The sequence below is a fragment of the Bradyrhizobium sp. PSBB068 genome, from assembly GCA_016839165.1.
Classification (GTDB): Bacteria; Pseudomonadota; Alphaproteobacteria; order Rhizobiales; family Xanthobacteraceae; genus Bradyrhizobium.
The window spans coordinates 7139327-7163684 of sequence record CP069300.1; the positions used below are offsets into that span (position 1 = coordinate 7139327).

The window sequence follows — 24358 nt, forward strand, 5'->3', positions numbered from 1 at the left end:
TCATGCATCGCCGAATCACCGGAAGGCTCGTGATCGCCACCCACAATCCCGGCAAGCTTGCCGAGATGCGGGAACTGCTGGCGCCGCATGGCGTCGAGGCGGTGTCGGCCGGCGAGCTCGATCTGGCTGAGCCCGAGGAGACCGGCGACAGCTTTCGCGCCAATGCGGCGATCAAGGCGATCGCCGCAGCGAAGGCGACCGGATTGCCGGCCTTCGCCGACGATTCCGGCCTCGTGGTCGACGCGCTCGACGGTGCGCCGGGAATCTACTCGGCGCGCTGGGCCGGCGAGGGCAAGGACTTCATGGCGGCGATGACGCGGATCGAGCGGCTGCTGCAGGAGCGCGGCGCCACCGCACCGGAGCAGCGCAAGGCCCATTTCGTCTCCGCGCTGTGCGTGGCCTGGCCCGACGATCACCTCGAAGAGGTCGAGGCCCGGGTCGATGGAACCCTGGTCTGGCCGCCGCGCGGCACTGCCGGATTCGGCTATGATCCGGCGTTCCTGCCCGACGGTTACACGCGGACCTTCGGCGAGATGACCAGCATCGAGAAACACGGCTTGCCGCCGCTCGGGCTCGGCCTGTCGCATCGCGCCCGCGCCTTCGTGAAGCTCGCGGAGATCTGCCTTGAGCCACGCTGAACGAGAAGCTTTCGGCGTCTACGTGCACTGGCCGTTCTGCCTGTCGAAATGCCCGTATTGCGACTTCAACAGCCATGTGCGGCATGCGCCGGTCGACGAGGCGCGCTTCGTGCGCGCCTTCGCCCGCGAGATCGAGACCACGGCGGCGCGGGTGCCGGGGCGCGAGGTCACTTCGATCTTCCTCGGCGGCGGCACGCCGTCGCTGATGCAGCCGCAGACGGTCGGCGCCGTGCTCGATGCGATCGGCAAGCACTGGCATGTCGCGCGCGACGTCGAGGTCACGCTCGAGGCCAATCCGACCAGCGTCGAGGCGACGCGCTTTCGCGGCTATCGTGCCGCCGGTGTCAACCGCGTCTCGCTCGGCGTGCAGGCGCTGGACGACGCGTCGCTGAAGGCACTGGGCCGCCTGCACACCGCGCGCGAGGCGCTCGATGCGGTTGCGATCGCGCGTTCGGCGTTCGACCGCTACTCGTTCGATCTGATCTACGCCCGCCCCGACCAGACGCCGCGGATGTGGGCCGATGAATTGAAGCAGGCGATCTCGGAAGCGGCCGAGCATCTGTCGCTCTATCAGCTCACGATCGAGGAAGGCACGCCGTTCTTCGGGCTGCACGCCGCCGGCAAATTGCAGACGCCGGATGAAGCGACCTCGCGCGCGCTCTACGACGTGACGCAGGAGGTCTGTGCCCGCGAGGGATTGCCGGCCTACGAGATCTCCAACCACGCGCGCGCCGGCGCCGAGTGCAAGCACAATCTGGTCTATTGGCGCGGCGAGGAATATGCCGGCATCGGCCCCGGTGCACATGGAAGGCTCGACATCGATGGCGTCAGGCATGCGACCGCGACCGAGCGGCGTCCCGAGGCCTGGCTGCTCAATGTCGAGGAGCGCGGTCATGGCGTCGTCACCGATGACAGCCTCAACAGCGAGGAGCGCGCCGACGAATTCCTGCTGATGGGACTGCGGCTCGCCGAGGGCATCGATCCCAAGCGTTATGCGCAGCTCTCCGGCCGAAAGCTCGATCCGCACCGGATCGCGATGCTGCGCGAGGAAGGCGCGATCGCCGTCGATGCCGACGGACGGCTGCGCGTGACCAAATCGGGCTTCCCGGTGCTCGACGCCGTCGTCGCGGATCTCGCGGCTTAGATCGGCATGAAGTTGGGTTGAATCGGTTTGGCCACGAACACGATTCACCTCTCCCTTGGGAGAGGTCGATTTGCGCAGCAAATCGGGTGAGGGTTTACGGTCTATCGAGAGAGCAAGAGCCCTCACCCGGATTGCTTCGCAATCCGACCTCTCCCCGGCGGGGAGAGGTGAACCAAGACCGGGCTAAGCCGATTCCACCGAAACTCATCCCGCTTTAGGCATCCGCTGCCAAAATATCGAAAACAACCCCATGCAAAGCAGCCGGCGGGCACCGACGCTCGACAAGACGGTTCGACCGGCTGACGAAAATTAAGCCCCAAAACTCTTCGGCGAACCCGCAACCGGCGTGCTGCCGCCGGATGCCACCTTCATGACCGCGAGGCCGCGCTCGTTGGTGCCGTCGGAGCGGAAACGGAACAGGCCGTCGATGCCGGCAAAGCCGGACGGATTGGTCAGCGTCTCCGGCGCGAAGCGCTGCGCACCCTGGGTGCGTGCCAGCGCCGCCATCAGCGCCACGGCGTCATAGGCGAGCGTCGCGGTGCGCACCGGCTCGCCGCCGAATTTGGTGCGATAGCGGCCGGCGAAGCTGCGGAAGCCGGAGGGATCGGGTGCCGCATAGAGGCCGCCCTGCAAGACCGGGCTCGCGAACACCCGCGGATTGTCCCACAGCCCGGTGCCGAGCAGCTGGATGTTGCGCAGATTGGCGCCGGCAGCGGTCAGCGCGTCGGCGGTCGCGACAACAGAATCGCCATCGTCGGCAATCAACAGCGCATCGGCCTGGCCGAGCGATTGCGCCACCGTCCGCGCCGCGGCGGCGCGGTCCGCGCCATATTTCTCGAAGGCGACGACGCGGCCGTTCTTGCGGCCGGCCGCCTGCTTGAACGCGGCCTCGACCACGTTGCCATAGGCGTTGTCCGGCACCATCGCGGCGAACGAGCGTTTGCCGATGCCCGCGGAGTAATCGACGATACGGTTGATGTCGGATTCCGGCAGGAAGCTGAGCAGATAGACACCGCGACCGGCGACGCTCGAATCGGTGGAGAAGGCGATCACCGAGGTGCCGCGCGGCCGCGTCAGTTGCGCGACTGATGGCACCGAGCCTGCGAACAGCGGCCCCAGGATGATCTCGGCGCCTTCGGACAGCGCCTGCTGGGCACCCTGCGCGGCGCCCTGCGGGCTGCCGCCATCGTCCTTGATCAGGAGCTGGATATTCGGATTCTGGAATTCCGCCAGCGCCATTTCGGCGGCGTTGCGCATCGACTGCGCGGCGAGCCCGGCATTGCCTGCCGCCGACAGCGGCAGGATCAGCCCGATCTTGACCTGTCCGGTCCCGACCGCCTGCGGTTGCTGCTGCGGACCGGCAGGAACGCCTTCCGGGTTACCGCTGGAAAACTGGCTTAAACTCTGCTGGATACCGGAACAGGCCGCGAGCAACGGCGCGCTTGCAATCAGACCAAGCGCGGTTCGCCGGGTCGTGCCATCGGGTGGGGACTTGCGGTGATGCGGGCCTTCCATCGTCTCTCTTCTCTTGGCCGACCATGATCGGCCAGGACTCCACCCAGCCCTGATGAGGCGGGTGGATTCAGGCATATTGTCGGCGAATAGTTAACTAAAACAAAAGGATTATGGCCCCGCGGCGCCCTTGCCGCTGCCTTCATTTCCTTCCCTGGCGACGGCCTCTCCGCCGCCGTTTGCGGATGGCGGAAGCGCCGCCGTCCCTCTAGATTGCCATTATGCGCGCAAAAGCCAGTTCCCTCCACCATTCGGATGCCACGACGGGCGTTGCCGCCAGAAGCTTTTCGATCGGCGGCCAGCAGCTGGCCGCACCCAAGGCCAGGCCCGGGCTTCATCTGGTGGCGACCCCGATCGGAAACCTCGCCGACATCACCCTGCGGGCGCTGGAGACGCTGGCGGGGGTCGATGTCATCGCCTGCGAGGACACCAGGATTACGCGCCGGCTGACCGAGCGTTACGCGATCAGCGCGGAGCTCGCGCTCTATCATGAGCACAATGCCGCGCAGGCCCGTCCCAAGATCCTCGAGCGGCTGGCGCAGGGCGCCGCGATCGCGCTGGTATCCGATGCCGGTACGCCACTGATATCGGACCCCGGCTTCAAGCTGGTGCGCGAGGTCTGCGCCGCCGGGCATGCCGTGATCGCGGTGCCCGGGCCGTCATCGGTGCTGACGGCACTGTCGGTTGCGGCGCTGCCGACCGACCGGTTCTTCTTCGAGGGATTTTTGCCGGCGAAGGAGCATGCGCGCCGCGCGCGGCTCAATGAGCTCGCCCGAATCGATGCGACGCTTGTGATGTTCGAATCCGGCAATCGCGTGCAGGACACGCTGCGCGACCTCGCCGCGATCATGGGTGATCGCGATGCTGCGATCTGCCGCGAGCTGACCAAGCTGCACGAGGAGGTCAAGCGCGCGCCGGTCGCCGAGCTTGCGGCAAACGCGGACGCGCTGGAGACGCGCGGCGAATTCGTGCTCGTGATCGGGCCGCCGGCGGACGATGCCGGGGTGATGGATGAGAATGCGCTCGACGACCTGCTGCGCGCGCAGCTCGCCCGCGGCAGCGTCAAGGATGCGGTCGCGCATGCGGTCGAGCTGTCGGGCCGGCCGCGCCGCGAGGTCTATGCCCGCGCCCTCGAGCTCGCCAAAACCGTCGGGGACGGCGATGGCCAAAACTGACAGCGCGAAGACTGACAGCGCCTCGCCCGAGCGCGTCGCCGCTTTCCGCACCGGCCTGTCGGCCGAGAGCCGCGCCGCGGCCCTGCTGATCGCCAAGGGCTATCGCATCCTGGCAAGGCGCTTCCGCACCCCCTATGGCGAGATCGACCTCGTCGTGCGCCGGCGCAACCTCGTCGCCTTCGTCGAGGTCAAGGCCCGCGCCAGCCTCGATGAGGCCGCCTATGCGGTGACGCCGCGCCAGCAGCAGCGCATCGTCAATGCCGCCCAGGCCTGGCTGATGGCGCATCCCGAACATGCCGAATTTGACCTCAGGTTCGATGCCGTGCTGATTGCGCCGAGGAGCCTGCCGCGCCATCTGTTAGCGGCATTCGACGCCAGCCCTTAAAGTTACCCTCAGACCTCTCGGGATACGCCTATGACATTGAAGATCGCCGTCCAGATGGATCCCATCGCGCGCATCAACATCCGCGGCGATTCGACCTTTGCGCTGCTGCTCGAAGCCCAGAAGCGCGGCCACGGCATCTCCTATTACACGCCCGACAAGTTGTCGCTGCGCGGCGAGGAGCTGGTGGCGCCGGTGCAGCCGCTCACCGTGCGCGACGAGGTCGGCGATCACTTCACGCTGGGCGAAGCGAAGCGCGAGGCGCTCAACGGTTTCGACGTCGTGCTGCTGCGGCAGGATCCGCCGTTCGACCTCGCCTATATCACCTCGACGCACTTTCTGGAGCGCATCCATCCGAACACGCTGGTGGTCAACGATCCGGCCAGCGTGCGCAACGCGCCGGAAAAGCTGTTCGTGATGAATTTCCCGCAGCTGATGCCGCCGACCCTGATCTCGCGCGACCTCGACGAGATCAATGCGTTCCGCGACCAGCACGGCGCCGTCGTCATGAAACCGTTGCACGGCCATGGCGGCGCCGCGGTGTTCCGCGTGATGCCGCAGGACATGAATTTCGGCTCGCTGTTCGACATGTTCTCGGTCACCTTCAAGGAGCCCTGGGTGATCCAGCGCTTCCTGCCCGAGGTGAAGCATGGCGACAAGCGCATCATCCTGGTCGACGGCGAATTCGCCGGCGCCGTCAACCGCGTGCCGGCGGCGGATGATCTGCGCTCCAACATGGTGCGCGGCGGCGCGGCCAAGGCGACCGAGCTGTCGGATCGCGAGCGCGAAATCTGCGCCACGCTCGGACCGGCGCTGCGCGAGCGCGGCCTGCTGTTCGTCGGCATCGACGTGATCGACGGCAACCTCACCGAGATCAACGTGACTTCGCCGACCGGTATCCGCGCCATCCAGCGGCTCAATGGTCCCGATGTCGCGGCGATGATCTGGGATACCATCGAGAAGAAGCGCGCCGCGAAATAATCCTCCTCCCTTGTGCGTTGCACATGCCGGCTGAATTTGAGCCAGCGCTTTGTCGCGCCTGCGCTCTCCTTATTCTTCTTGCCAGCTTGCGCAGGCGCGGGCAGCATCCTCTTGCCTGTGTCAGGTCAAGCGGCGGGCCAACGCGGGCGACAACGCAACAAACTCATAAAAATTTGGAGGAAGACGTTATGACGCTCAATGTCTCACGACGATCCTTGCTCGCGCTCGGCGCCGGTCTCGGCGCCAGCACACTGCTCGGCGGCACCGCTTCGGCGCGCGCGCCGAAGCTCGGCACCCAGACACCCTATTGGCACCGCTTCGTGCTCGGCGATGCCGAAGTGACCGTCGTCTCCGACGGTCCGCTTCCGCTCGGCGATCCCTCCGGCACCTTCACCGGCGTGCCGAAGGAAGAGGTGAAGAAGATGCTCTCCGACAATTTTCTCTCGCCCGACAATGTCGTGCTCGAGCAGAATTCGCCGATCGTCAACACCGGCGACAAATTGATCCTGTTCGATACCGGCATGGGCACCTCCAAGGCGTTCGGTCCGACCACCGGCCGGCAGCAGAAGAGCATGCAGGAAGCCGGCATCAAGCCGGAGGACATCGACGCCGTCGTGCTGTCGCACGCCCATATCGATCATATCGGCGGCATCGTCGGCGCCGACGACAAGCCGCTGTTCCCGAATGCGCAATACTACATCGCGCAGAGCGATCTCGATTTCTGGACCGACGAAGGCAAGATGGGCAGTCCGCTGAAGGACTTCGTCGTGCACGCCCGCAAGAACCTGCTGCCGGTGCGCGACCGCATCGTGTTCTTCAAGGACGGCCAGGAATTCCTGCCCGGCGTGACCGCGATCGCAGCGCCCGGCCACACCGTGGGCCACACCATCTTCATGGTGAGCTCGGGCGGCAAGTCGTTCGCCTTCCTCGGCGACCTCTCGCATCACGCGGTGCTGCTGCTGGAGCGGCCGCGGATGGAATTCTCCTATGACACCGACCCGAAGCAGGCGGCGGCCTCGCGGGTCAAGCTCTTGGAGACGCTGGCCGCCAACAAGACGCCTGTGATGTCCTATCACTTCGCCTGGCCCGGCTACGGCCACGTCGCCAAGGCCGGCGAGGGTTTTCATTACTATCCAGAGCCGATGCAGATGACGCTGTAATCGTACGAGGCTCCGTGAGGGTGACAGCTTGTCACCCTCACGGAAAAGCTAACAATATCTCACATCAGGCACCTTCAAGGCTTAGCGCTATTTGCTTGATCCAAGTGAATAAGCCAGCGCAAGAACGCGGTACCATTACTTATCGCCAAAATCGCGAGATCAATGGGCGGCTGAACCGGCTCTTCACTACCCTGCTCATGGCGATAATTGTGCGAGGAATCTATCCAGTCCCTGAACGATGCCAGCTGTTTGTTAGCTGCTCGCATTGCGGTTGCGTCGTTCGCGTGCGTCTGCTGAATAGTCGAACCTAGGTGAGTTTCCGCAGCTCCGGCATTTAACTGGGGCGCAGAAGGAAACATCAGACGAAAAAGCCCCTCTACCGCGCTAAAAATTGCTCGCCAAGCGTCTTTTCCATTAGGAGGCTGCTCCGCCAGTTGGTCGGATATTCGTTCGAATGCCGCTAGGCTGTTCGAATATCGGGCATTCTGGAGTCCAGCCAAGGTGGACCGACGGTTCCTCTGAAATTCTTGGTCTACGGCTGGATGGACAACGCAACTTTCATCGATTTCATACGCAAGGCGTTCTTCAGTAAAGATGCGCCGAACCTCCAGCTGCCAAAGGCGTGCTCCGGCCGATTGGCCTCTCTTTACGAAGAAAGTATTGGCGAGTGTAATGCAATCAAGAAAGTCGCGAACGTCGCATTTCTCGCAAAATGAGATCCATTCGATATTGTAGGTAGCCTTTACCCGAATTCCCAACTCGCGCTCCAAGAGATCTCGCAGTTCTGGCGTGGTGTCGTCGGTGGTGACTCTCTCCATCAGCTTTCCGACGCGTCGGCGAGCGCGCGGGCTGTCCGATACCGGTCCTGCTTGATCAATGTAGAGTTGGCTGTAACGGGACACATTGCCCTCACTTCAGTTCACAAGAGCTTCGTCGGCAGCATCCTTACCATGAGGAGGTTGCCGCTGAAGTTTGTTCCCGTAATGTTCTTGCGCTTTCCACCAGTTTCCACTACCCTTAATTGCGGAAGATAGGGGCAGCATGGTCCAGCGGGTTTCCACCGTCGCATTCGAGGGGATTGAGGCCCGCGCGGTCGACGTGCAGGTCCAGGTCGCGCCGGGACTGCCGGCGTTTACGATCGTCGGCCTGCCTGACAAGGCGGTGTCGGAGGCGCGCGAGCGGGTGCGCTCGGCACTGATCGCCTCGGGGCTGGCGCTGCCCGCCCGCCGCATCACGGTCAACCTCGCGCCGGCCGACCTGCCCAAGGAGGGCAGCCATTACGACCTGCCGATCGCGCTCGGCCTGATGGCGGCGATCGGGGCGATCCCGCCGGATGCGCTGAGCGGCTTCACCGTGCTCGGCGAACTCGGGCTCGACGGCTCGATCGCAGCCGTGGCGGGCGTGCTGCCCGCCGCGATCGGCGCCAATTCGCGCGACGAGGGGCTGATCTGTCCGGCCGCCTGCGGCTCGGAAGCCGCCTGGGCAAGCCCGGACATCCAGATCATCGCGGCGCACTCGCTGATCCAGATCGCCAACCACTTCAAGGGCACGCAGCTGCTGTCGCGGCCGCAGCCGAAGGTGCAAGACCAGAACGAGGCGCGCGAGGAAACGCTGCTCGACCTGCGCGACATCAAGGGCCAGGAGAGCGCCAAGCGCGCGCTCGAGATCGCGGCCGCCGGCGGGCATCATCTGCTGATGATCGGCTCGCCCGGCGCCGGCAAGTCGATGCTGGCGGCGCGGCTGCCCTCGATCCTGCCGCCGCTGTCGCCGTCCGAATTGCTCGAGGTCTCGATGATCGCCTCCGTCGCCGGCGAGATCCGCGACGGCGCGTTGACGGCGCGGCGCCCGTTCCGCAGCCCGCATCATTCCGCCAGCATGGCCGCGCTGACCGGCGGCGGCATGCGCGCCAAGCCGGGCGAGATCTCGCTCGCGCATCAGGGCGTGCTGTTCCTCGACGAATTGCCGGAGTTCGATCCGCGGGTGCTGGATTCGCTGCGCCAGCCGCTGGAGAACGGCGAGGTCTCGGTGAGCCGGGCCAACCATCGCGTGACCTATCCGGCGCGCTTCATGCTGGTCGCGGCGATGAACCCGTGCCGCTGCGGCCACGCCTATGAGCCCGGCTATTCCTGCAAGCGCGCACCTGTCGACCGCTGCACCGCCGACTACCAGATGCGGATCTCGGGCCCGCTGATGGACCGCATCGATCTGCGGATCGAGGTGCCCGCCGTGACCGCGGCGGACCTGATCCTGCCGCCGCCGGCGGAGGGCTCGGCCGAGGTCGCCGCGCGTGTTGCGGCGGCGCGCGACATCCAGCTCGCACGCTATGCTGCGGCCGGCATGCCGCAGATCCGCACCAATGCGGAAGCACCGAGCGCGCTGCTCGAGACCATCGCGCAGCCCGACGCGCACGGTCAGAAGCTGCTCCGCGAGGCGGCCGACACCATGCGCCTCACCGCGCGCGGCTATCACCGCGTGCTGCGGGTGGCGCGCACGCTCGCCGATCTCGACGGCGCGGAGACGATCGGCCGGCTGCACCTCGCCGAAGCGCTGTCCTATCGTGCATTGGCCGACGATTTGCGCCGCGCCGCCTGACCAAGACCCAAGCCTGTTTCAATTCGCGGCGGAATCGCGCGCGTCAACTGCACGGTAACCACTCTCATTTACGCTCCGCAAACCATAAGCACCGCGATCCGCGGCACGCTTGGGTCGAGCGAGTTGTGTCATGTTGCGTATGAAGGTTCTGGCCTCGGTGGTCCCGCTTGCCGTGGCCGCGGTATTTGCCCGCGCTGAATTCCTGCCGGGTCCCCGGCCCTGCATCGAGGCCGGCGGCGCCACGATGCAGATCGCATCGGTGCCCTGGCAGGCGCAGCTTCACGTCAGCTTCACCGACGACCCCGACCTTGCCACCGTCCGGGTCCGGATCGCCGACAGCGCCGACGCGGCCGACTTCACCGTGATCGACGACATCGACGATGCCGAGGCCGGCGCCTGCGAAAGCAACGCGGTGCCGCAGCTGATCGGGATTTCGAGCGAGCCGACCGCAACCGGTCCGGTCATCTATCTTTCCCACGACGGTCCGTTCGATTACCGCGTCTACGTGCAGTCGAAGACGTTCTCCGCGCGCGATGCCGCGGCCCTGATCGTCAGCGCCCGCGGCGGCCATCGCCGCCTCGACGCGGCATCGCTCGCACCTCACACGCGCTTCCGCCGCCAGACCATGGCGCAGTTAACCCTCCGCTAACCCTGTTCCGAGGGCTGCCCGAAAAGGCCACCAACCTCAAGCACTTTGCAAGATCGCCGACGCATCGTCGGCACCAGAACGGGTACTCTCAGGACCACCATTGATGGGGCGTTTCTTCCGGATCAAGTTGCGCTTTCGCCGCTTCCTGCGGCGCCATTCCTGGGTCGCGACGATCATCCGCTCCTTCACGATCTTCTCCATCGCGTTCGGCAGCGCGTTCGGCTTCATTTCCGGCGCCCTCTCGCAACAGAGCGGCTATGACCCCAATACATTCGCGATCGGCGTCAGCTTCCTGTTCGCGCTGGCCTGCCTCTGGATCGTGACGCTCGGCATCCGCCTGCGGCTGATGCGCACGAGATTGCGCACCATCGCCATGCACAACGAGGCGATGGCCGACCGCAACTGGGAACTGCAGGAAGCCGAGCAGCGCGCCTCCACCCTGTTCGAGGCGCAGGACGATTTGATCGTGCTGCGCGACCTCGACGGCCGCATCACCTATGCCAACGACTCCTATTGCGAGCTGGCGCAGACTTCCCGCAGCGAACTGATCGGCAGCACCGACACGCTCAAGGTGCTCGAGCAGGGCGACACCGCGCTCGAATCCAACGGCACGCGGGTCTACGACCAGAAGATCGACGGACCGCTCGGACCGCGCTGGATCGCCTGGCGCGAGGGCCTCGTGCGCAACGATGCCGGCGCGCCGGCGGAGATGCAGAGCGTCGGCCGCGACGTCACCGACCGCACCGAGAGCGAGCGCGCGCTGGCCGAGGCGCGTGATCAGGCCGACGCCGCCAACCGCGCCAAGTCGCGCTTCCTGGCGATGGCGAGCCACGAGATCCGCACGCCGCTGAACGGCATCATCGGCATGAGCGGGCTGTTGATGGACACGCAGCTAACGCCGGAGCAGGTGACCTACGTCAAGGCGGTCAAGACCTCCGGCGATGCGCTGATGGCGCTGATCGAGGAGCTGCTCGACTATTCCAAGATCGAAGCCGGCAAGATCGATCTCGAACACCGCGCCTTTGCGCTGTCCGGCCTGATCGAGGACATCACCGAACTGCTGGCGCCGCGCGCGCAAACCAAAGGCATCGAGATCGCCGCCTATGTCGACGAGCGGCTGCCGATGCAGGTGACCGGCGACGCCGCGCGGCTGCGCCAGGTGCTGCTCAATCTCGCCGGCAACGCCATCAAGTTCACCGCGACCGGCGGCGTGGCGCTGATCGTCGAGCCCGGGATCTGGCCGAACGAGATCAGCTTCCTGGTTCGCGATACCGGCATCGGCATCGCACCGGAGGCGCAGCAGCGCATCTTCCGGGAGTTCGAGCAGGCCGACGACCGCATCGCCCGCAGCTATGGCGGCACCGGTCTCGGCCTCTCGATCAGCGACCGCATCGTCAAGCGCATGGGCGGCCGCATCACGCTGGCAAGCACGCCCGGTTCAGGCTCGACCTTCGAGGTGTCGATCCCGCTCGCCGCCGCCGACACCGGCGAGGCCGACGGCTTCACCGCGCCCGATCTCGCCGGCCAGTCGATCATGCTGGTCGCGCCGCACAGCATCGAGGCGTCGCTGATCTCGCGGCGGCTGCAGCGCTGGGGCGCGCAGACCTGCATCGTGTCGGATGCCGATGTCGCCGAAGCGCTGCTGCCGGAGCGAAGCTGGCACACGGTGCTGATCGACCACACGCTCGGCACGCAGGCGATCGAGGCATTCGCCGAAGCGGCCCGCATCCACGCAACGCATCGCATCGTGATGGTCACACCGGCGACGCGGCAGGACTTCGCGGCCTTCGAGACAGCGATGTTCACCGGCTATCTGGTCAAGCCATTGCGCGCATCGTCGCTCGCCGCGCGCCTGACCGCGTCACCGGAAATCGCCGCGCCAAGCCTTGTGATCGAGGCTGTCACCGAGCCCGCGCCGACCGCACCGGCGGCCGCGCCGGCAGGCAAGGGGCTCTCGATCCTGGTTGCGGAAGACAACGAGATCAACGCGCTCCTGATGCGCTCGCTGCTCGCGCGGCTCGGCCACGACGTGGTCATCACGACCAATGGCGAGCAGGCGATGGAATCCTGGCTTTCGGCGACATCGGCCGGCACGCCTTACGATCTCGTGCTGATGGATATCCAGATGCCGCGCCTCAACGGCATCGAGACCACCAGGCAGATCCGCGCGCAAGAATCCGGCGGGCTGTCCGGACGCCGGACGCCGATCCTGGCGCTGACCGCCAACACGATGGTGGAAGATCGCTATGCCTGCTTCGAGGCCGGCATGGACGGCTTCCTGATCAAGCCGCTCGACCGCGAGAAGCTGGAAGAAGCCCTCGCGGGCCTCGCCGCAGGGCGGCATATCGCGGCGTAGGTGCCGCAAATTCCGCGTCGTCCCGGCGAAGGCCGGGACCCATAACCACTGAAGCGAGTTTGGCGATCGGTTGCGGCCACAGCCTGCGAATCGCAAACAGCTGTGGCTATGGGTCCCCGCTTTCGCGGGGACGACAGCTGTGATGTGGCAAGCTTGAGTGGCTAAGAATTACAGCCGCCGCAGCGCGACCGACTGCACCACATGATCGGCCCCCTTCTTCAGGATCAGGGTCGCGCGCGGGCGGGTCGGCAGGATATTGTCCTCGAGATTGGCGAGGTTGGTGCGCTCCCAGATCGCGATCGCGGTCGCGGTGGCTTCCTCGTCCGACAGCAGCGCATAGCGGTGGAAGTAGGACCGGGGATCCGTGAACGCGGTATCGCGCAGCGCCAGGAAGCGCTTGATGTACCAGTTCCGCAGCACGGCCTCGTCGGCGTCGATATAGACCGAGAAGTCGAAGAAGTCGGACACGAACGGCACCGCCTTGCCGTCGCGCGGCAGCCGCCCGGTCTGCAGCACGTTGACGCCCTCGACGATCAGGATGTCGGGCTGGTCGATCTCGACCCATTTGTTCGGCACGATGTCGTAGGTCAGATGCGAATAGACCGGCGCGCGCACCCGGCGCCGTCCGGCCTTGATGTCGCTGAGGAACGACAGCAGCGTCGGCAGGTCGTAGCTTTCCGGAAAGCCCTTCTTCTGCATGATGCCCTGCCGCTCGAGCACGGCATTGGGAAACAGGAAACCGTCGGTCGTGATCAGATCGACCTTCGGCCGCGGCGACCAGCGCGCCAAGAGCGCCTGCAGCACGCGCGCGGTGGTGGACTTGCCGACCGCAACTGAACCGGCGACGCCGACGATGTAGGGCATCTTGCGATCGCGGATCGCGAGGAACTGGCGCTGCGAATAATACAGCCGCTGGGTGGCATCGACATAGATCGAGAGCAGCCGCGACAGCGGCAGGTAGATGTCCTCGACCTCCTGCAGATCGAGGCGGTCGTGCATCGAGCGCAGGCGGTCGAACTCGCCGGGCTCCAGCGTCATCGGCGTATCGTCGCGCAGATGCGACCATTGCTGGCGCGTGAAGACGCGGTAGGGGTTGTACTGTTGATCTGGTGCCCGGATGTCCATGAGGCCCTCCCGTGATCAATCGCGCTTGCGCGATGCCTTCTCTTCCAGTCCGGACATCGCGGTGCGCTTCTCCAGCGCAGCCTCGACATCCTCCAGCTTCACGCCGCGTGATTTCAGGAGAACCAGCAGGTGAAACACCAGATCGGCACTTTCCGCGATGAGATGATCGCGGTCATTCTCGACTGCGGCGATCACGGTCTCGACCGCTTCCTCGCCCAGTTTCTTGGCGCAGTGCTCCGCGCCCTTGTCGAGCAGCTTGCGGGTATAGGACGCCTCGCCGCCCGATGCAGCGCGGGCGTCGATGGTGGCGGCCAGATCGTGGACCGTGAAACGCGACATCAACTCAACTCAAGCATGCGCATCGGCACCGCCAAGGTGCCATCCCTAACTGGGGACTTAGCATTTTTGTGACAAGGAGTCCCAGATCACTGTGTTTCCGAGCCACGCGCTAGGGATCGAGCCGCATCGGCAGGCCGGCGCGCACCATGTGATCCTTGGCCTGGCGGATGGTGAATTCCCCGAAGTGGAAGATCGACGCGGCCAGCACACCGGTGGCGTGACCCTCGCGGACGCCATCGACGAGATGATCGAGATTGCCGACGCCGCCGGACGCGACGACCGGTACGGGGACACTGTCCGCGATCGCCCGGGTCAGCGGCAGATCAAAGCCCTGTCGCGTGCCGTCGCGGTCCATCGAGGTCAGCAGGATTTCGCCGGCGCCGAGGGCTACGACCTCCTGGGCATATTCGATGGCATCGATCCCGGTGGCATTACGCCCACCATGGGTGAAGATCTCCCAGCGGTCGGAGCCGCCGGCGCGCTTGACCCGTTTGGCGTCGATCGCAACCACGATGCATTGCTCGCCGAACTTCTCGGCGGCTTCCTTGACGAACTCGCGGCGGCTGACCGCCGCCGAATTGATCGAGACCTTGTCGGCGCCATATCGCAGCAGGGTCTTGATGTCGTCGACGGTGCGGACGCCGCCGCCGACGGTCAGCGGCATGAAGCAGGCCTCCGCCGTCCGCCGCACCACGTCCAGCATGATGCCGCGGTTTTCATGGGTGGCGGTGATGTCGAGGAAGGTCAGCTCGTCGGCGCCGGCGGCGTCATAGGCGATCGCGGCCTCGACCGGATCGCCGGCGTCGCGCAGGTCGACGAAGTTGACGCCCTTGACCACGCGCCCGTCCTTGACGTCGAGGCAGGGGATCACGCGAACCTTGAACATGGCAGTCTCCTAGACCGCGGAACGGATCAGTTGAAGCGCGGCGGCGGGATCAAGTCGTCCATCATAGAGCGCGCGGCCGACGATGGCGCCGGCGAGTTTTTTGGCACGAGGCTCAAGCAGCGCCTTGACGTCGTCGATCGAGGCGAAGCCGCCGGAGGCGATCACCGGGATCGAGATGCGGTCGGCGAGCGCAATGGTCGCATCGAGGTTGAGGCCCTTAAGCAGCCCGTCACGCGCGATGTCGGTGAAGATGATCGCGGCAACGCCGGCATCCTCGAAACGCTGCGCGATCTCGAGCGCGGTGACATGCGAGGTCTCGGCCCAGCCTTCGACCGCGACCTTGCCGTCGCGCGCGTCGAGGCCCACCGCCACGCGGCCGGGGAATTTTCTCGCTGCGCCCTTCACGAGCTCGGGATCGCGCACCGCGGCCGTGCCGATGATGACGCGCGTAATGCCCTTGTCGAGCCAGGCCTCGATGGTTGTGAGGTCGCGGATGCCGCCGCCGAGCTGCACCGGCATAGTGACCGCCTTCAGCATCGCCTCCACCGCATGGGCATTCATCGGCTTGCCGGCAAACGCGCCGTCGAGATCGACGACATGGAGATATTCGAAGCCCTGCGCGGCGAAGCTTGCAGCCTGCGCCGCCGGATCGAGATTGAACACGGTGGCGCGCGCCATGTCGCCCTGCTCCAGGCGCACGCACTGGCCGTTCTTCAGATCAACCGCTGGAAAGAGAATCACGGCTTCCACTTCAAGAAATTGGAGATCAGAGCGAGGCCGAAGCGCTGGCTCTTCTCGGGGTGAAACTGGGTGCCGATCGCGGTGTCCTTGCCGACGATCGCGGTCACCGGCCCGCCATAGTCGGCGCGCGCCAGCACGTCCGCCTCGTTGGCGGCGTTGAGGTGGTAGGAGTGCACGAAATAGGCGTGGCGCCCCTTCGGCCCGAGCGGCAGCCGCTCCAGCACCGGGTGCTCGCGCACCATGTCGAGCGTATTCCAGCCCATGTGCGGGACCTTCAGGTTCTCGTCGCGCGGCTCGATCTTGACGACATCGCCGCCGATCCAGTTGAAGCCTTCGGTGATCACGTGCTCCTTGCCGCGCGTCGCCATCAGCTGCATGCCGACGCAGATGCCGAAGAACGGCCGCGCCTTGACCCGCACCGCCTCGGTCAGCGCTTCCAGCATGCCGTCGACCGCGTCGACGCCGCGGCGGCAATCGGCGAACGCGCCGACACCGGGCAGCACGATCCGATCGGCGCGATACACCGCGTCGGGATCGCGCGTCACCTTGATGGCTTGCGGATCCTCCATGCTGCGCGCGGCGCGCTCGAAGGCCTTCGCCGCCGAATGCAGATTGCCGGAGCCGTAATCGATGATTGCGACGGTCATCGTGATCCTCCTGGCTCTGGAAACAATCCGATGATGCCGCCCTGCGGCATCGGCGGGGGTTTTGAGAATGATTGACCCGGAACATCCCGGGTCGGCGGCGGGCCGCCGCGATCGACCGCGCGCTGGTCGTTGACGACGCCGCGATGCCGCGCGGTCCAGCGCTCGAAGAAGCGGCGTTCGGCGGCATCGACATTGTCGGCGAGCACGATGTCGAGCTGGCGCCATTTGCGCCGCGACAGCGTCCAGCGTTGCAACGTTGCGGCCTCCAGCCCGATCAGCACCATCAACACCAGATCGACGAGCACGATCGCGCCGCGGCCGATCCCGAGCTTGGCCAGCGCATAATCGATCGCGAAGGTAAGGACGATCCAGCCGATCAGCGCCAGCCAGAGCCTGTTCCAGGCCAGCCAGAGCGCACCCGCGACGGCGGCCCAGACATGGAAGCCGTCGCGCACGAAGACGAATTTGTCGGTCACCGCGAGATCGGCGCCGTGGGCCACGGGGGCATGCACTGTATAGACCGGCATCGAACGCTCCGCCGAGGATGGACTCTTACTTGCCGCATGATCTCCGGGAAAACCGGTGGCACCGTGCCCGGATTCATGCTCCCGCGGATCAGCCGCCGAGCTGACCCTTTGTCGAGGGCACTTCGCCCTGGGCGCGCGGATCGATCGCAACCGCGGTCCGGAGCGCCCTCGCCAAACCCTTGAAACAGGACTCGGAGATATGATGGCTGTTCTCGCCATATAGGGTCTCGACGTGCAGAGTCACGCCGGCGTTCATCGCGAAGGCGTTGAACCACTCGCGCACCAGCTCGGTGTCGAACTCCCCGATCTTGTCGCGCGGGAACTCGACCTTGAACACGAGCACCGGGCGGCCGGAAATGTCGATCACGACGCGCGACAGCGTCTCGTCCATCGGCATGTGGATCGAGGCGTAGCGGGTGATGCCGGCCATGTTGCCGAGCGCCTGCTTGACGGCCTGGCCGAGCGCGATTCCGACGTCTTCCGTGGTGTGGTGGTAATCGACATGGAGATCGCCATCCGCCTTCACGGTGATGTCGATGCGCGAATGCCGGGCGAGGAGGTCGAGCATATGGTCGAAGAAGCCGATCCCGGTCGAAACCGTGGATACGCCTGCCCCGTCGAGGTTGACCGTCACCTCGATGTCGGTCTCCTTGGTCTTGCGCTTGATGGTTGCCGTGCGCATGAAGATTGAGCTTTCCCGTGCCGAAAACGCCGGTCTTTTAACAGGCTGATGTCACCTTCGCTACTGCGGGATGACGCCAAAAGTGCCCAACTTCGGCCTATGGTGACCGAGATTCCGCGCCAAATCGGCCGATTGTAACCCTCTTGCAGACCACCTAAATCTGCCCCCGAGAGAGGTAACCTATGCAAGCATCCCAAAACGAGCTGCCGGTCTGGCATGGCACCACGATCTGCACCGTCCGCAAGGGCGGCAAGGTGGTGATCGGCGGCGACGGGCAGGTCTCGATCGGCCAGACCGTGATCAAGGCCAACGCCAAGAAGGTTCGCCGGATCGGCAAGGGCGACGTGATCGGCGGCTTTGCCGGCGCCACCGCCGACGCCTTCACCCTGTTCGAGCGGCTGGAAAGCAAGCTGGAGCAATATCCGGGGCAACTGACCCGGGCAGCCGTCGAGCTCGCCAAGGACTGGCGGACCGACCGCTATCTGCGCCGGCTCGAGGCCATGATGATCGTGGCCGACAAGGACGTCTCCCTGGTGCTGACCGGCACCGGCGACGTGTTGGAGCCGGAATCCGGCGTCATGGCGATCGGCTCCGGCGGCAATTATGCCCTCGCCGCAGCCCGTGCGCTGGTCGATACCGAGAAGGACGCCGAGACCATCGTCCGCCGCGCGCTGGATATCGCCGCCGATATCTGCGTCTACACCAACCGCAACGTGACGATCGAGACGATCGGCGGCTGAGCATGGCCGGCCGCTATCATTTCCGCCCGATGACGACGGCCGACCTGCCACTGATCAAGCTGTGGCTGGCGCATCCGCATGTCCGGGAGTGGTGGGGCGATCCGGCTGAGCAATACGCGCTGGTCAGCGGCGACCTCGGCGAGCCGGCGATGGACCAGTTCATCGTCGCCGCCGAGGGCAACGATTTTGGTTACCTGCAGTGCTACGACCTGACGGAATGGAATTGCGGCCTCGGCGTGCAACCTGTGGGCACCCGCGGCATCGATCTCTTCATCGGCGAACCGGATATGATGGCCGGTGGCCACGGCTCGGCGCTGATCCGCGCCTTTGTCGAGGAACGGCTGGCACGGGGCGCGCCGCGCATCGTCGCCGATCCCAATCCGGTCAATGCCCGCGCCGTGCGCGCCTATGCGAAGGCCGGCTTCCAGGAAGCCGGCATGGTCGAGACGCCTGACGGGCCGGCGCTATTGATGGTCCGCGACAAATGAACCAAAGCATGAGCCGGAAAAGTGCGAAGCGGTTTTCCGAAAAGATCATGCTCAAACAACAGGCGCGGAACGGCGCTTGCCGAGACAGTTGTTTCAACCTAGCTAGAGCCAATGACCGACTTCTCCCCCCGCGAAATCGTTTCTGAACTTGACCGTTTCATCGTCGGCCAGGCCGACGCCAAGCGTGCGGTGTCGATCGCGCTGCGCAACCGCTGGCGGCGGCTGCAGCTTGCCGGCTCCCTGCGCGAGGAAGTTCTGCCCAAGAACATCCTGATGATCGGGCCGACCGGCGTCGGCAAGACCGAGATCGCGCGGCGGCTGGCCAAGCTCGCGGCCGCACCGTTCCTCAAGGTCGAGGCCACCAAGTTCACCGAGGTCGGCTATGTCGGCCGCGACGTCGAGCAGATCGTCCGCGACCTGGTCGAGGTTGCGATCGCGCAGACCCGCGAGCGCAAGCGCAAGGACGTCCAGGCCCGCGCCCAGCTCGCCGCCGAGGAGCGCGTGCTGGATGCGCTGGTCGGCCCGGGATCGAGCCCGGCAACGCGTGAATCGTTTCGCAAGAAGCTGCGCGCCGGCGAACTCAACGACAAGGAAATCGAGATCGAGACCCAGTCGTCGGGCAGCGGCATGCCGATGTTCGAGATCCCCGGCATGCCCGGCGCCCAGATGGGCGCGATCTCGCTCGGCGACATCTTCGGCAAGATGGGCGGACGCAGCAAGACCCGCCGCCTGACCGTGGAAGGCTCGCACGAGATTCTCGTCAACGAGGAATCCGACAAGCTGCTCGACACCGACCAGCTGGTGCAGGAGGCGATCAACGCGGTCGAGAACAACGGCATCGTGTTCCTCGACGAGATCGACAAGATCTGCGTGCGCGAGAACCGCGCCGGCGGCGACGTCTCGCGCGAGGGCGTGCAGCGCGATCTGCTGCCGCTGATCGAGGGCACCACGGTCTCGACCAAGCACGGCGCGGTCAAGACCGACCACATCCTGTTCATTGCATCCGGCGCCTTCCACATCGCCAAGCCGTCGGACCTGCTGCCGGAGCTGCAGGGCCGCCTGCCGATCCGCGTCGAGCTGCAGGCGCTGACCCGCGACGACATGCGCCGGATCCTGACCGAGCCGGAGGCCTCGCTGATCAAGCAATACGTCGCGCTGATGAAGACCGAGGGCGTGACGCTCGACATCACCGACGGCGCGATCGACGCGCTTGCCGACGTCGCGGTGGCGGTCAATTCCACGGTCGAGAATATCGGCGCGCGGCGGCTGCAGACCGTGATGGAGCGGGTGCTCGACGAGATCTCCTTCACCGCCCCGGATCGCCACGGCGAGACCATCCAGGTCGACGCCGACTACGTGACCAAGCACGTCGGCGATCTCGCGAAGAACGCCGATCTCAGCCGGTTTATTTTGTAGGCGGTTGCAGCCTCTCGTCGCCCCGGCGAAGGCCGGGGCCCATAACCCCCGAAGTCAGCAGTGACCAAGACTCGGGCCGACATTCCTTCTAAAACTACCATCGGTGGTTATGGGTCCCGGCCTTCGCCGGGACGACGAGAGTGGGCGATCAATGAATCTGTGGGTGACGCAAAACCCCTGGCGCCTGATGCTGGCCGTCAACGCGGCCGTGCTGGTCGGGGTGTTCCTGCACAAGATCGCGCTGCCGCCCTTCGTCCCCTACATCCACTTGCTGGTCGACTATCACTACGGCTTCACCAAGCGCGCGCTGGTCGGGGCGATCGTGTCGCTGTTCACCGACAAGGTGCCGGTGTGGTTGGTGTTCGCGCTGGCCGGCGCGATCTGGCTGTTGACGCTTGGACTGTTCCTCAAACTCTTTCACCGCACATTTGGCTTCGACGACGCGCATCAGCCGCTGTTCGTGTTCATCGCCGGGTCGCCGTTCTTCCTGAAGAACTTCATGCACACGCTCGGCCATTTCGACATCTATGGCTGTGCGCTGACGATCGTGCTGCTGCTGATCCCGGCGCGCTCGGTCCTGTACGTGCTGATTGCAGCGCTGTTCTCGATCGTGCTGATCCTGGTTCATCACATCTTCGTCCTGATGTATGTGCCAGCGATCGCAGCGATCGTGGTGCTGCGCTTCTATCTGATGCAGGGCACGACGCCGCGAAACATCGCCGTCGGGCTTGTAGCGCTCGCCGCGGTCGGCATCCTGTTCCTGGTCGCGCAATTCGAAGGCACCGTCGACGTGCCCTATGACGAATTCCTCCGCCACCTGCAAAGCCGGATGGCCGATCCATCGCGGACCGATCTGCTGCAGTTCGGCTACATCTGGTACCAGCCGCTGTCGAAGGAGTTCGCCGACACCTGGGCGCGGATGCCCTCGAATATCCTCGGCATTCCGGTGTTCGCGCTGCTGATCTGGCTGCATGCGCCGCTGTGGCGCTATTTCTCGCGGTTGATCGAAGCGCTAGCCAGCAAACTGCATCGCCGCATCGTGCTCGCCGCGCTCGTCATGATAAGCGCCGGCTATGTCGTGATGTTCGTGACCGTGTTCGACTATTCGCGCTGGATCTCGAACTGGGCGGTCTGCATGTTCCTGATGCTGCACGCCGTGAAGATGCTGCCGGCGTCGAAGGACGTGCCGATGATCGCGGCGGACGATCGCAAGACGACAATTCTCGGCTGGATCATCACGCTGATCCCGCGCGTCGGGATCGTGCGTCCATTCTGATCTTCCGGATCATGCTCAGCGCGCGCGCCTAACCCGCACATAGAGCGCGCCCTCGCCGCCATGTCCGATATGCGCTTCCTCGAAGCCGACCACCAGCGAGCGGAATTCCGGCAGGCTGAGCCATTCCGGCACCTGGCGGCGCAGCACGCCGCGTTCGGACTCGAGACCACCGACCTTGCCCTTGCCGGTGATGACGAGCACGAAGGTGAGCCCCTCGGAGTGCGCGCGCTGCAGGAAGGCGAACAACACGCGATGCGCGCGCATCTGGGTCATGCCATGCAGATCGAGCCGCGCATCGATCTCCTGCCTGCCGCGCGACAGTTTCGCGCGATCGCGGCGGCCGATCGGCGCCAGCGGCGGCTGTGGGCGCGGTGTCGACACGGCCTTTGCAGGTGCCGTTGGCTTGACCGGAATCGGCTTGGCCGCGGCGTGATGGCTGGCGGGATCAGCCGCGACGGCGTGGGCCTTCGGTGCGGCGGGTCGCTTGCGCAGCGGCTTGACCTGTTTCGCGACGCTCTCCCAGAGCGCACGTTCCTCCTCGCTCAGCGCGCGTTTGCGCCGCGACGGAGCGGACAGGTCGGGGATCGGCGCGGGTCGTTTCATTGCTCGCGGTGATGGCGATAGCGCCTGGTGCGCCGCTTCTCCGGTTGCTGCGGAATGTCAGGCCGGGCGACCGGCAACGGCACTGGTTCTGCCACAGGCGCGGCCTGCGCGACAGGGGTTGTTGTTGGAGCAGCGGCGGGCGCGGCGTCCTTCGCCGCCGGGCTCCTGGCGGCGCTGTTGGCCGCGTCCTTGCTGCCGGCCTTGGCGATGGTCCCCGTCGGCGCGTCAGCAGGTTTCGCCGCCGGCTTGTCCTTCTGCGGATCGGTCTGCGGAAACAGCTTCGCAATTTTGGCCGACGGCCGCTCGTCGGGGATCGGCAGCTTGCGGCCGCGCGCGACGGGATCGAGACCTTTCGGGACCAGCATCACGAACTGCATATTGTGCCGCAGCCGGCCCGAGACCTTTCCGGCGTCGGCGCCGGCGCCGAAATAGAGATCGGCGCGCGCCGGGCCGACGATCGCCGATCCGGTGTCCTGCGCGATCATCAGCCGGTGGAACGGGGTCTTCGACAGCTCGGATTCGATCGGCAGCTGGCCGGCGATGAAGAACGGCGTGCCGTAGACATGCAGCGCCTTGTCGACCGCGATCGAGCGACCGGGCGTCAGCGGCACGCCCTGCGCGCCGACCGCTTCGTCCTTGTCCGACAGCGGCACCTCGCGGAAGAACACATAGGCGCGGTTCTGCCGCCGTACCTCGTTGGCACCCTCGGGGTTCTGCTCCATCCACTCCCGGATCTTCTGCATCGACATCTGCTCCCGCGGGATGATGCCGCGGTCGATCAGGACGCGTCCGACCGGCGTATAGGGGTAGCCATTATGCGCGTCGTAATTGATGCGCAGCGTGGTGCCGTCCTCGAACTTGATCCGCGCCGAACCCTGGATCTGGGCGAACAAGAGATCGGTCTGGCTCTTGAGCCAGGCGATCTCGAGCCCGCGACCGGCGATCGCACCGTCCTCGATCTGGGCGCGGTCGTAATACGGTACGAGCTTGCGCCGGCCGATCTTGCGGTACACCGGACCGCTGTTGGGCAGGCCGACGGAGGCTTGCGTCTTGCCGCGCACGAACAGGTTGGACGGGCGGCGGTAGACCGGAACGTTGTAGACCTCGGTCTGCGTCTTCGAGCCGTCGAGCACCGGCTCGTAATAGCCGGTGACGAAGCCGGCCTCCTCCCCGAGCCGCGATATCCGCAGCGGCACGAAGTTCTGCTCGAAGAATTCCTTTGCCTTGACGCCGTCGCTGAGCTCGAGCCCCTTGGCGATCCGGCAGGGATCGCGCAGCGAGCTGCCGAGCGCTTTCGATTCCGCCGGCGCGCCCTGCTGGGCCGCGATCGGCTTGCAGCTCGTGCGGAACGCCTTGTAGGCGGCGAGATGATCGTCGTCGCCCCAGCCGGCGACATTGGTCCAGGCGAGCGGCTCATACTGGCTGCCGCTGACCTGCAGCGGCAATTCCAGATCGGGATAGGGGATCGGGTGGGACTGCTCGTGCCGGAGCGGCGGGTGCCGGCTCGACCTGTAGCGCGCGGCGATCGCCGCGGTGGAGCACACAACCGCGAGCGCGCAACACGCGATCGCGAGGCGCCCGTAGCTGAGATGTCTAGTGAGCGCTTCCAGTGCCAACCAGCTTCCAATTCGGATCGCGGGAAGTCGAGTCGCGGGCGAATGTCCAGATGTCGGTGATGTCGGCGACCTTGTCCGGGCTGCCGTCGACGATGGTTCCCGCCTTGTCGCGGGTGACCGAGATCATCTGCGACACGAAGCGGACGGTCAGCTGGGTCGAGCGATCGCGCGTCTCCGCGCTGACGATCTCGGCCTTGTCGATCGAGACGAACCGCGTCTCGGTCTTCTGCTCGTGCTTCTCGCGGTCCTTGATCGCGGCCTCGAAGCTTTCATAGACCTCGGTCGACAGCAGGTCGCGCAGCGCACGGCGATCGCCATTGGCGAAGGCCAGCACGATCATTTCATAGGCCGAGCGGGCGCCCGAGAGGAAATGCCGCGGATCGAACGAGGAATCCTGGGCGGCGACCGTATCAAGACCCTGCGCCAGCGCCGTGCCGGGCTCGGCGATACCCTTCCAGCGTTCGGTCGGCTCGACCGGTTCGGCGGGTGCGGCCGGAGCCGGCTGATCGATCACCGATCCCGGGATCGGCACGACGTTGTTGTCCTGGCCGCGCTGCAGGACGTTGGGTGCTGCACGATCATACGGCGGCCGCTCGCTTCCGGTGCGCTGTCCGAGAACGCTGCGCAGGCGCAGGAAGATAAATACGGCCAGCGCCAGGAAGATGATGGTGTAGATATCCACG

The 24358-nt window shown here is 65.6% G+C and carries 25 protein-coding genes; 13 read left to right on the top strand and 12 right to left on the bottom strand.

The window, feature by feature from the left end; all coding sequences use genetic code 11:
* Positions 1-2 precede the first annotated feature (2 nt).
* Together rdgB and JQ507_33120 are read left to right on the top strand one after the other, a co-directional pair.
* Positions 3-638, top strand: a complete 636-nt coding sequence (gene rdgB, locus JQ507_33115; protein QRI69636.1) for an RdgB/HAM1 family non-canonical purine NTP pyrophosphatase — start codon at positions 3-5, stop codon at positions 636-638.
* The gene (locus JQ507_33120; GenBank protein ID QRI69637.1) at positions 625-1782 is read left to right on the top strand and encodes a coproporphyrinogen III oxidase; all 1158 of its coding nucleotides are present in this window, start codon (positions 625-627) and stop codon (positions 1780-1782) included. The genes rdgB and JQ507_33120 overlap by 14 nt, the downstream gene beginning before the upstream one ends.
* Positions 1783-2091: 309 nt before the next feature.
* On the opposite strand, the gene JQ507_33125 is transcribed toward JQ507_33120, so the two are convergent.
* Complete coding sequence (locus JQ507_33125) at positions 2092-3297, bottom strand: penicillin-binding protein activator (GenBank protein ID QRI69638.1); 1206 nt, start codon at positions 3295-3297, stop codon at positions 2092-2094.
* A gap of 218 nt (positions 3298-3515) precedes the next feature.
* Between JQ507_33125 and rsmI the strand changes: the two genes are divergently transcribed.
* The 4 genes from rsmI to JQ507_33145 all read left to right on the top strand — a co-directional run bounded on the left by rsmI (position 3516) and on the right by JQ507_33145 (position 6992).
* Positions 3516-4469: a 16S rRNA (cytidine(1402)-2'-O)-methyltransferase gene (gene rsmI, locus JQ507_33130; GenBank protein QRI69639.1), complete on the top strand. Its 954-nt coding sequence runs from the start codon at positions 3516-3518 to the stop codon at positions 4467-4469.
* On the top strand, positions 4456-4854 hold the full coding sequence (locus JQ507_33135; protein ID QRI69640.1) for a YraN family protein: 399 nt from the start codon (positions 4456-4458) through the stop codon (positions 4852-4854). Before rsmI ends, JQ507_33135 begins: the two co-directional genes overlap by 14 nt.
* 30 nt (positions 4855-4884) lie before the next feature.
* Positions 4885-5832 (top strand): glutathione synthase, encoded by a 948-nt coding sequence (gene gshB / locus JQ507_33140; protein QRI69641.1) that lies wholly within the window; start codon positions 4885-4887, stop codon positions 5830-5832.
* A 188-nt stretch (positions 5833-6020) separates the two neighbouring features.
* Positions 6021-6992, top strand: a complete 972-nt coding sequence (locus JQ507_33145; protein ID QRI69642.1) for an MBL fold metallo-hydrolase — start codon at positions 6021-6023, stop codon at positions 6990-6992.
* Between the two features lie 74 nt (positions 6993-7066).
* On the opposite strand, the gene JQ507_33150 is transcribed toward JQ507_33145, so the two are convergent.
* Positions 7067-7810, bottom strand: a complete 744-nt coding sequence (locus JQ507_33150; protein ID QRI69643.1) for a hypothetical protein — start codon at positions 7808-7810, stop codon at positions 7067-7069.
* Positions 7811-8033: 223 nt separating this feature from the next.
* On the opposite strand from JQ507_33150, the gene JQ507_33155 reads away from it, so the two are divergent.
* The 3 genes from JQ507_33155 (at position 8034) to JQ507_33165 (ending at position 12589) form a co-directional block, all read left to right on the top strand.
* The gene (locus tag JQ507_33155; GenBank protein ID QRI69644.1) at positions 8034-9584 is read left to right on the top strand and encodes a YifB family Mg chelatase-like AAA ATPase; all 1551 of its coding nucleotides are present in this window, start codon (positions 8034-8036) and stop codon (positions 9582-9584) included.
* Between the two features lie 130 nt (positions 9585-9714).
* On the top strand, positions 9715-10233 hold the full coding sequence (locus JQ507_33160; protein QRI69645.1) for a hypothetical protein: 519 nt from the start codon (positions 9715-9717) through the stop codon (positions 10231-10233).
* A gap of 103 nt (positions 10234-10336) precedes the next feature.
* Positions 10337-12589 carry a response regulator gene (locus JQ507_33165; protein ID QRI69646.1) on the top strand — a complete coding sequence of 751 codons (2253 nt, stop codon included), beginning with the start codon at positions 10337-10339 and terminating at the stop codon, positions 12587-12589.
* 168 nt (positions 12590-12757) lie between these two features.
* Here the strand turns inward: JQ507_33165 and JQ507_33170 are convergent, their stop codons facing one another.
* The 7 genes from JQ507_33170 to hisB all read right to left on the bottom strand — a co-directional run bounded on the left by JQ507_33170 (position 12758) and on the right by hisB (position 17536).
* Complete coding sequence (locus JQ507_33170) at positions 12758-13714, bottom strand: type I pantothenate kinase (protein QRI69647.1); 957 nt, start codon at positions 13712-13714, stop codon at positions 12758-12760.
* 15 nt (positions 13715-13729) lie between these two features.
* Positions 13730-14053, bottom strand: coding sequence for a phosphoribosyl-ATP diphosphatase (locus tag JQ507_33175; GenBank protein ID QRI69648.1), 324 nt, complete (start codon positions 14051-14053; stop codon positions 13730-13732).
* 109 nt (positions 14054-14162) lie between these two features.
* Positions 14163-14939, bottom strand: a complete 777-nt coding sequence (gene hisF / locus JQ507_33180) for an imidazole glycerol phosphate synthase subunit HisF (GenBank protein ID QRI69649.1) — start codon at positions 14937-14939, stop codon at positions 14163-14165.
* Positions 14940-14948: 9 nt separating this feature from the next.
* Positions 14949-15680 (bottom strand): 1-(5-phosphoribosyl)-5-[(5-phosphoribosylamino)methylideneamino]imidazole-4-carboxamide isomerase, encoded by a 732-nt coding sequence (gene hisA, locus JQ507_33185; GenBank protein QRI69650.1) that lies wholly within the window; start codon positions 15678-15680, stop codon positions 14949-14951.
* Positions 15677-16327: an imidazole glycerol phosphate synthase subunit HisH gene (hisH, locus tag JQ507_33190; protein ID QRI69651.1), complete on the bottom strand. Its 651-nt coding sequence runs from the start codon at positions 16325-16327 to the stop codon at positions 15677-15679. Before hisH ends, hisA begins: the two co-directional genes overlap by 4 nt.
* The gene (locus JQ507_33195; GenBank protein ID QRI69652.1) at positions 16324-16854 is read right to left on the bottom strand and encodes a DUF2628 domain-containing protein; all 531 of its coding nucleotides are present in this window, start codon (positions 16852-16854) and stop codon (positions 16324-16326) included. The genes hisH and JQ507_33195 overlap by 4 nt, the downstream gene beginning before the upstream one ends.
* 88 nt (positions 16855-16942) lie before the next feature.
* A complete protein-coding gene (hisB, locus tag JQ507_33200; GenBank protein QRI69653.1) occupies positions 16943-17536 on the bottom strand; it encodes an imidazoleglycerol-phosphate dehydratase HisB in 594 nt (197 codons plus the stop codon).
* A gap of 182 nt (positions 17537-17718) precedes the next feature.
* Between hisB and hslV the strand changes: the two genes are divergently transcribed.
* The 4 genes from hslV to JQ507_33220 all read left to right on the top strand — a co-directional run bounded on the left by hslV (position 17719) and on the right by JQ507_33220 (position 21456).
* Entirely contained in the window at positions 17719-18276 is a 558-nt protein-coding gene (gene hslV, locus JQ507_33205; protein ID QRI69654.1) for an ATP-dependent protease subunit HslV, read from the top strand.
* A gap of 2 nt (positions 18277-18278) precedes the next feature.
* Positions 18279-18764, top strand: coding sequence for an acetyltransferase (locus JQ507_33210; GenBank protein ID QRI69655.1), 486 nt, complete (start codon positions 18279-18281; stop codon positions 18762-18764).
* Between the two features lie 111 nt (positions 18765-18875).
* The gene (gene hslU / locus JQ507_33215) at positions 18876-20180 is read left to right on the top strand and encodes an ATP-dependent protease ATPase subunit HslU (GenBank protein QRI69656.1); all 1305 of its coding nucleotides are present in this window, start codon (positions 18876-18878) and stop codon (positions 20178-20180) included.
* 151 nt (positions 20181-20331) lie between these two features.
* Positions 20332-21456, top strand: coding sequence for a hypothetical protein (locus JQ507_33220; GenBank protein QRI69657.1), 1125 nt, complete (start codon positions 20332-20334; stop codon positions 21454-21456).
* 15 nt (positions 21457-21471) lie between these two features.
* Here JQ507_33220 and JQ507_33225 read toward each other — a convergent pair whose 3' ends face one another.
* Genes JQ507_33225 through JQ507_33235 form a run of 3 tightly spaced genes read right to left on the bottom strand, consistent with a single transcriptional unit; the run spans position 21472 to position 24357 of the window.
* The gene (locus JQ507_33225) at positions 21472-22059 is read right to left on the bottom strand and encodes a Smr/MutS family protein (protein ID QRI69658.1); all 588 of its coding nucleotides are present in this window, start codon (positions 22057-22059) and stop codon (positions 21472-21474) included.
* On the bottom strand, positions 22056-23669 hold the full coding sequence (locus tag JQ507_33230) for an MltA domain-containing protein (protein QRI73617.1): 1614 nt from the start codon (positions 23667-23669) through the stop codon (positions 22056-22058). Before JQ507_33230 ends, JQ507_33225 begins: the two co-directional genes overlap by 4 nt.
* The gene (locus tag JQ507_33235) at positions 23653-24357 is read right to left on the bottom strand and encodes a Tim44 domain-containing protein (protein QRI69659.1); all 705 of its coding nucleotides are present in this window, start codon (positions 24355-24357) and stop codon (positions 23653-23655) included. The genes JQ507_33230 and JQ507_33235 overlap by 17 nt, the downstream gene beginning before the upstream one ends.
* Position 24358: the final 1 nt, after the last annotated feature.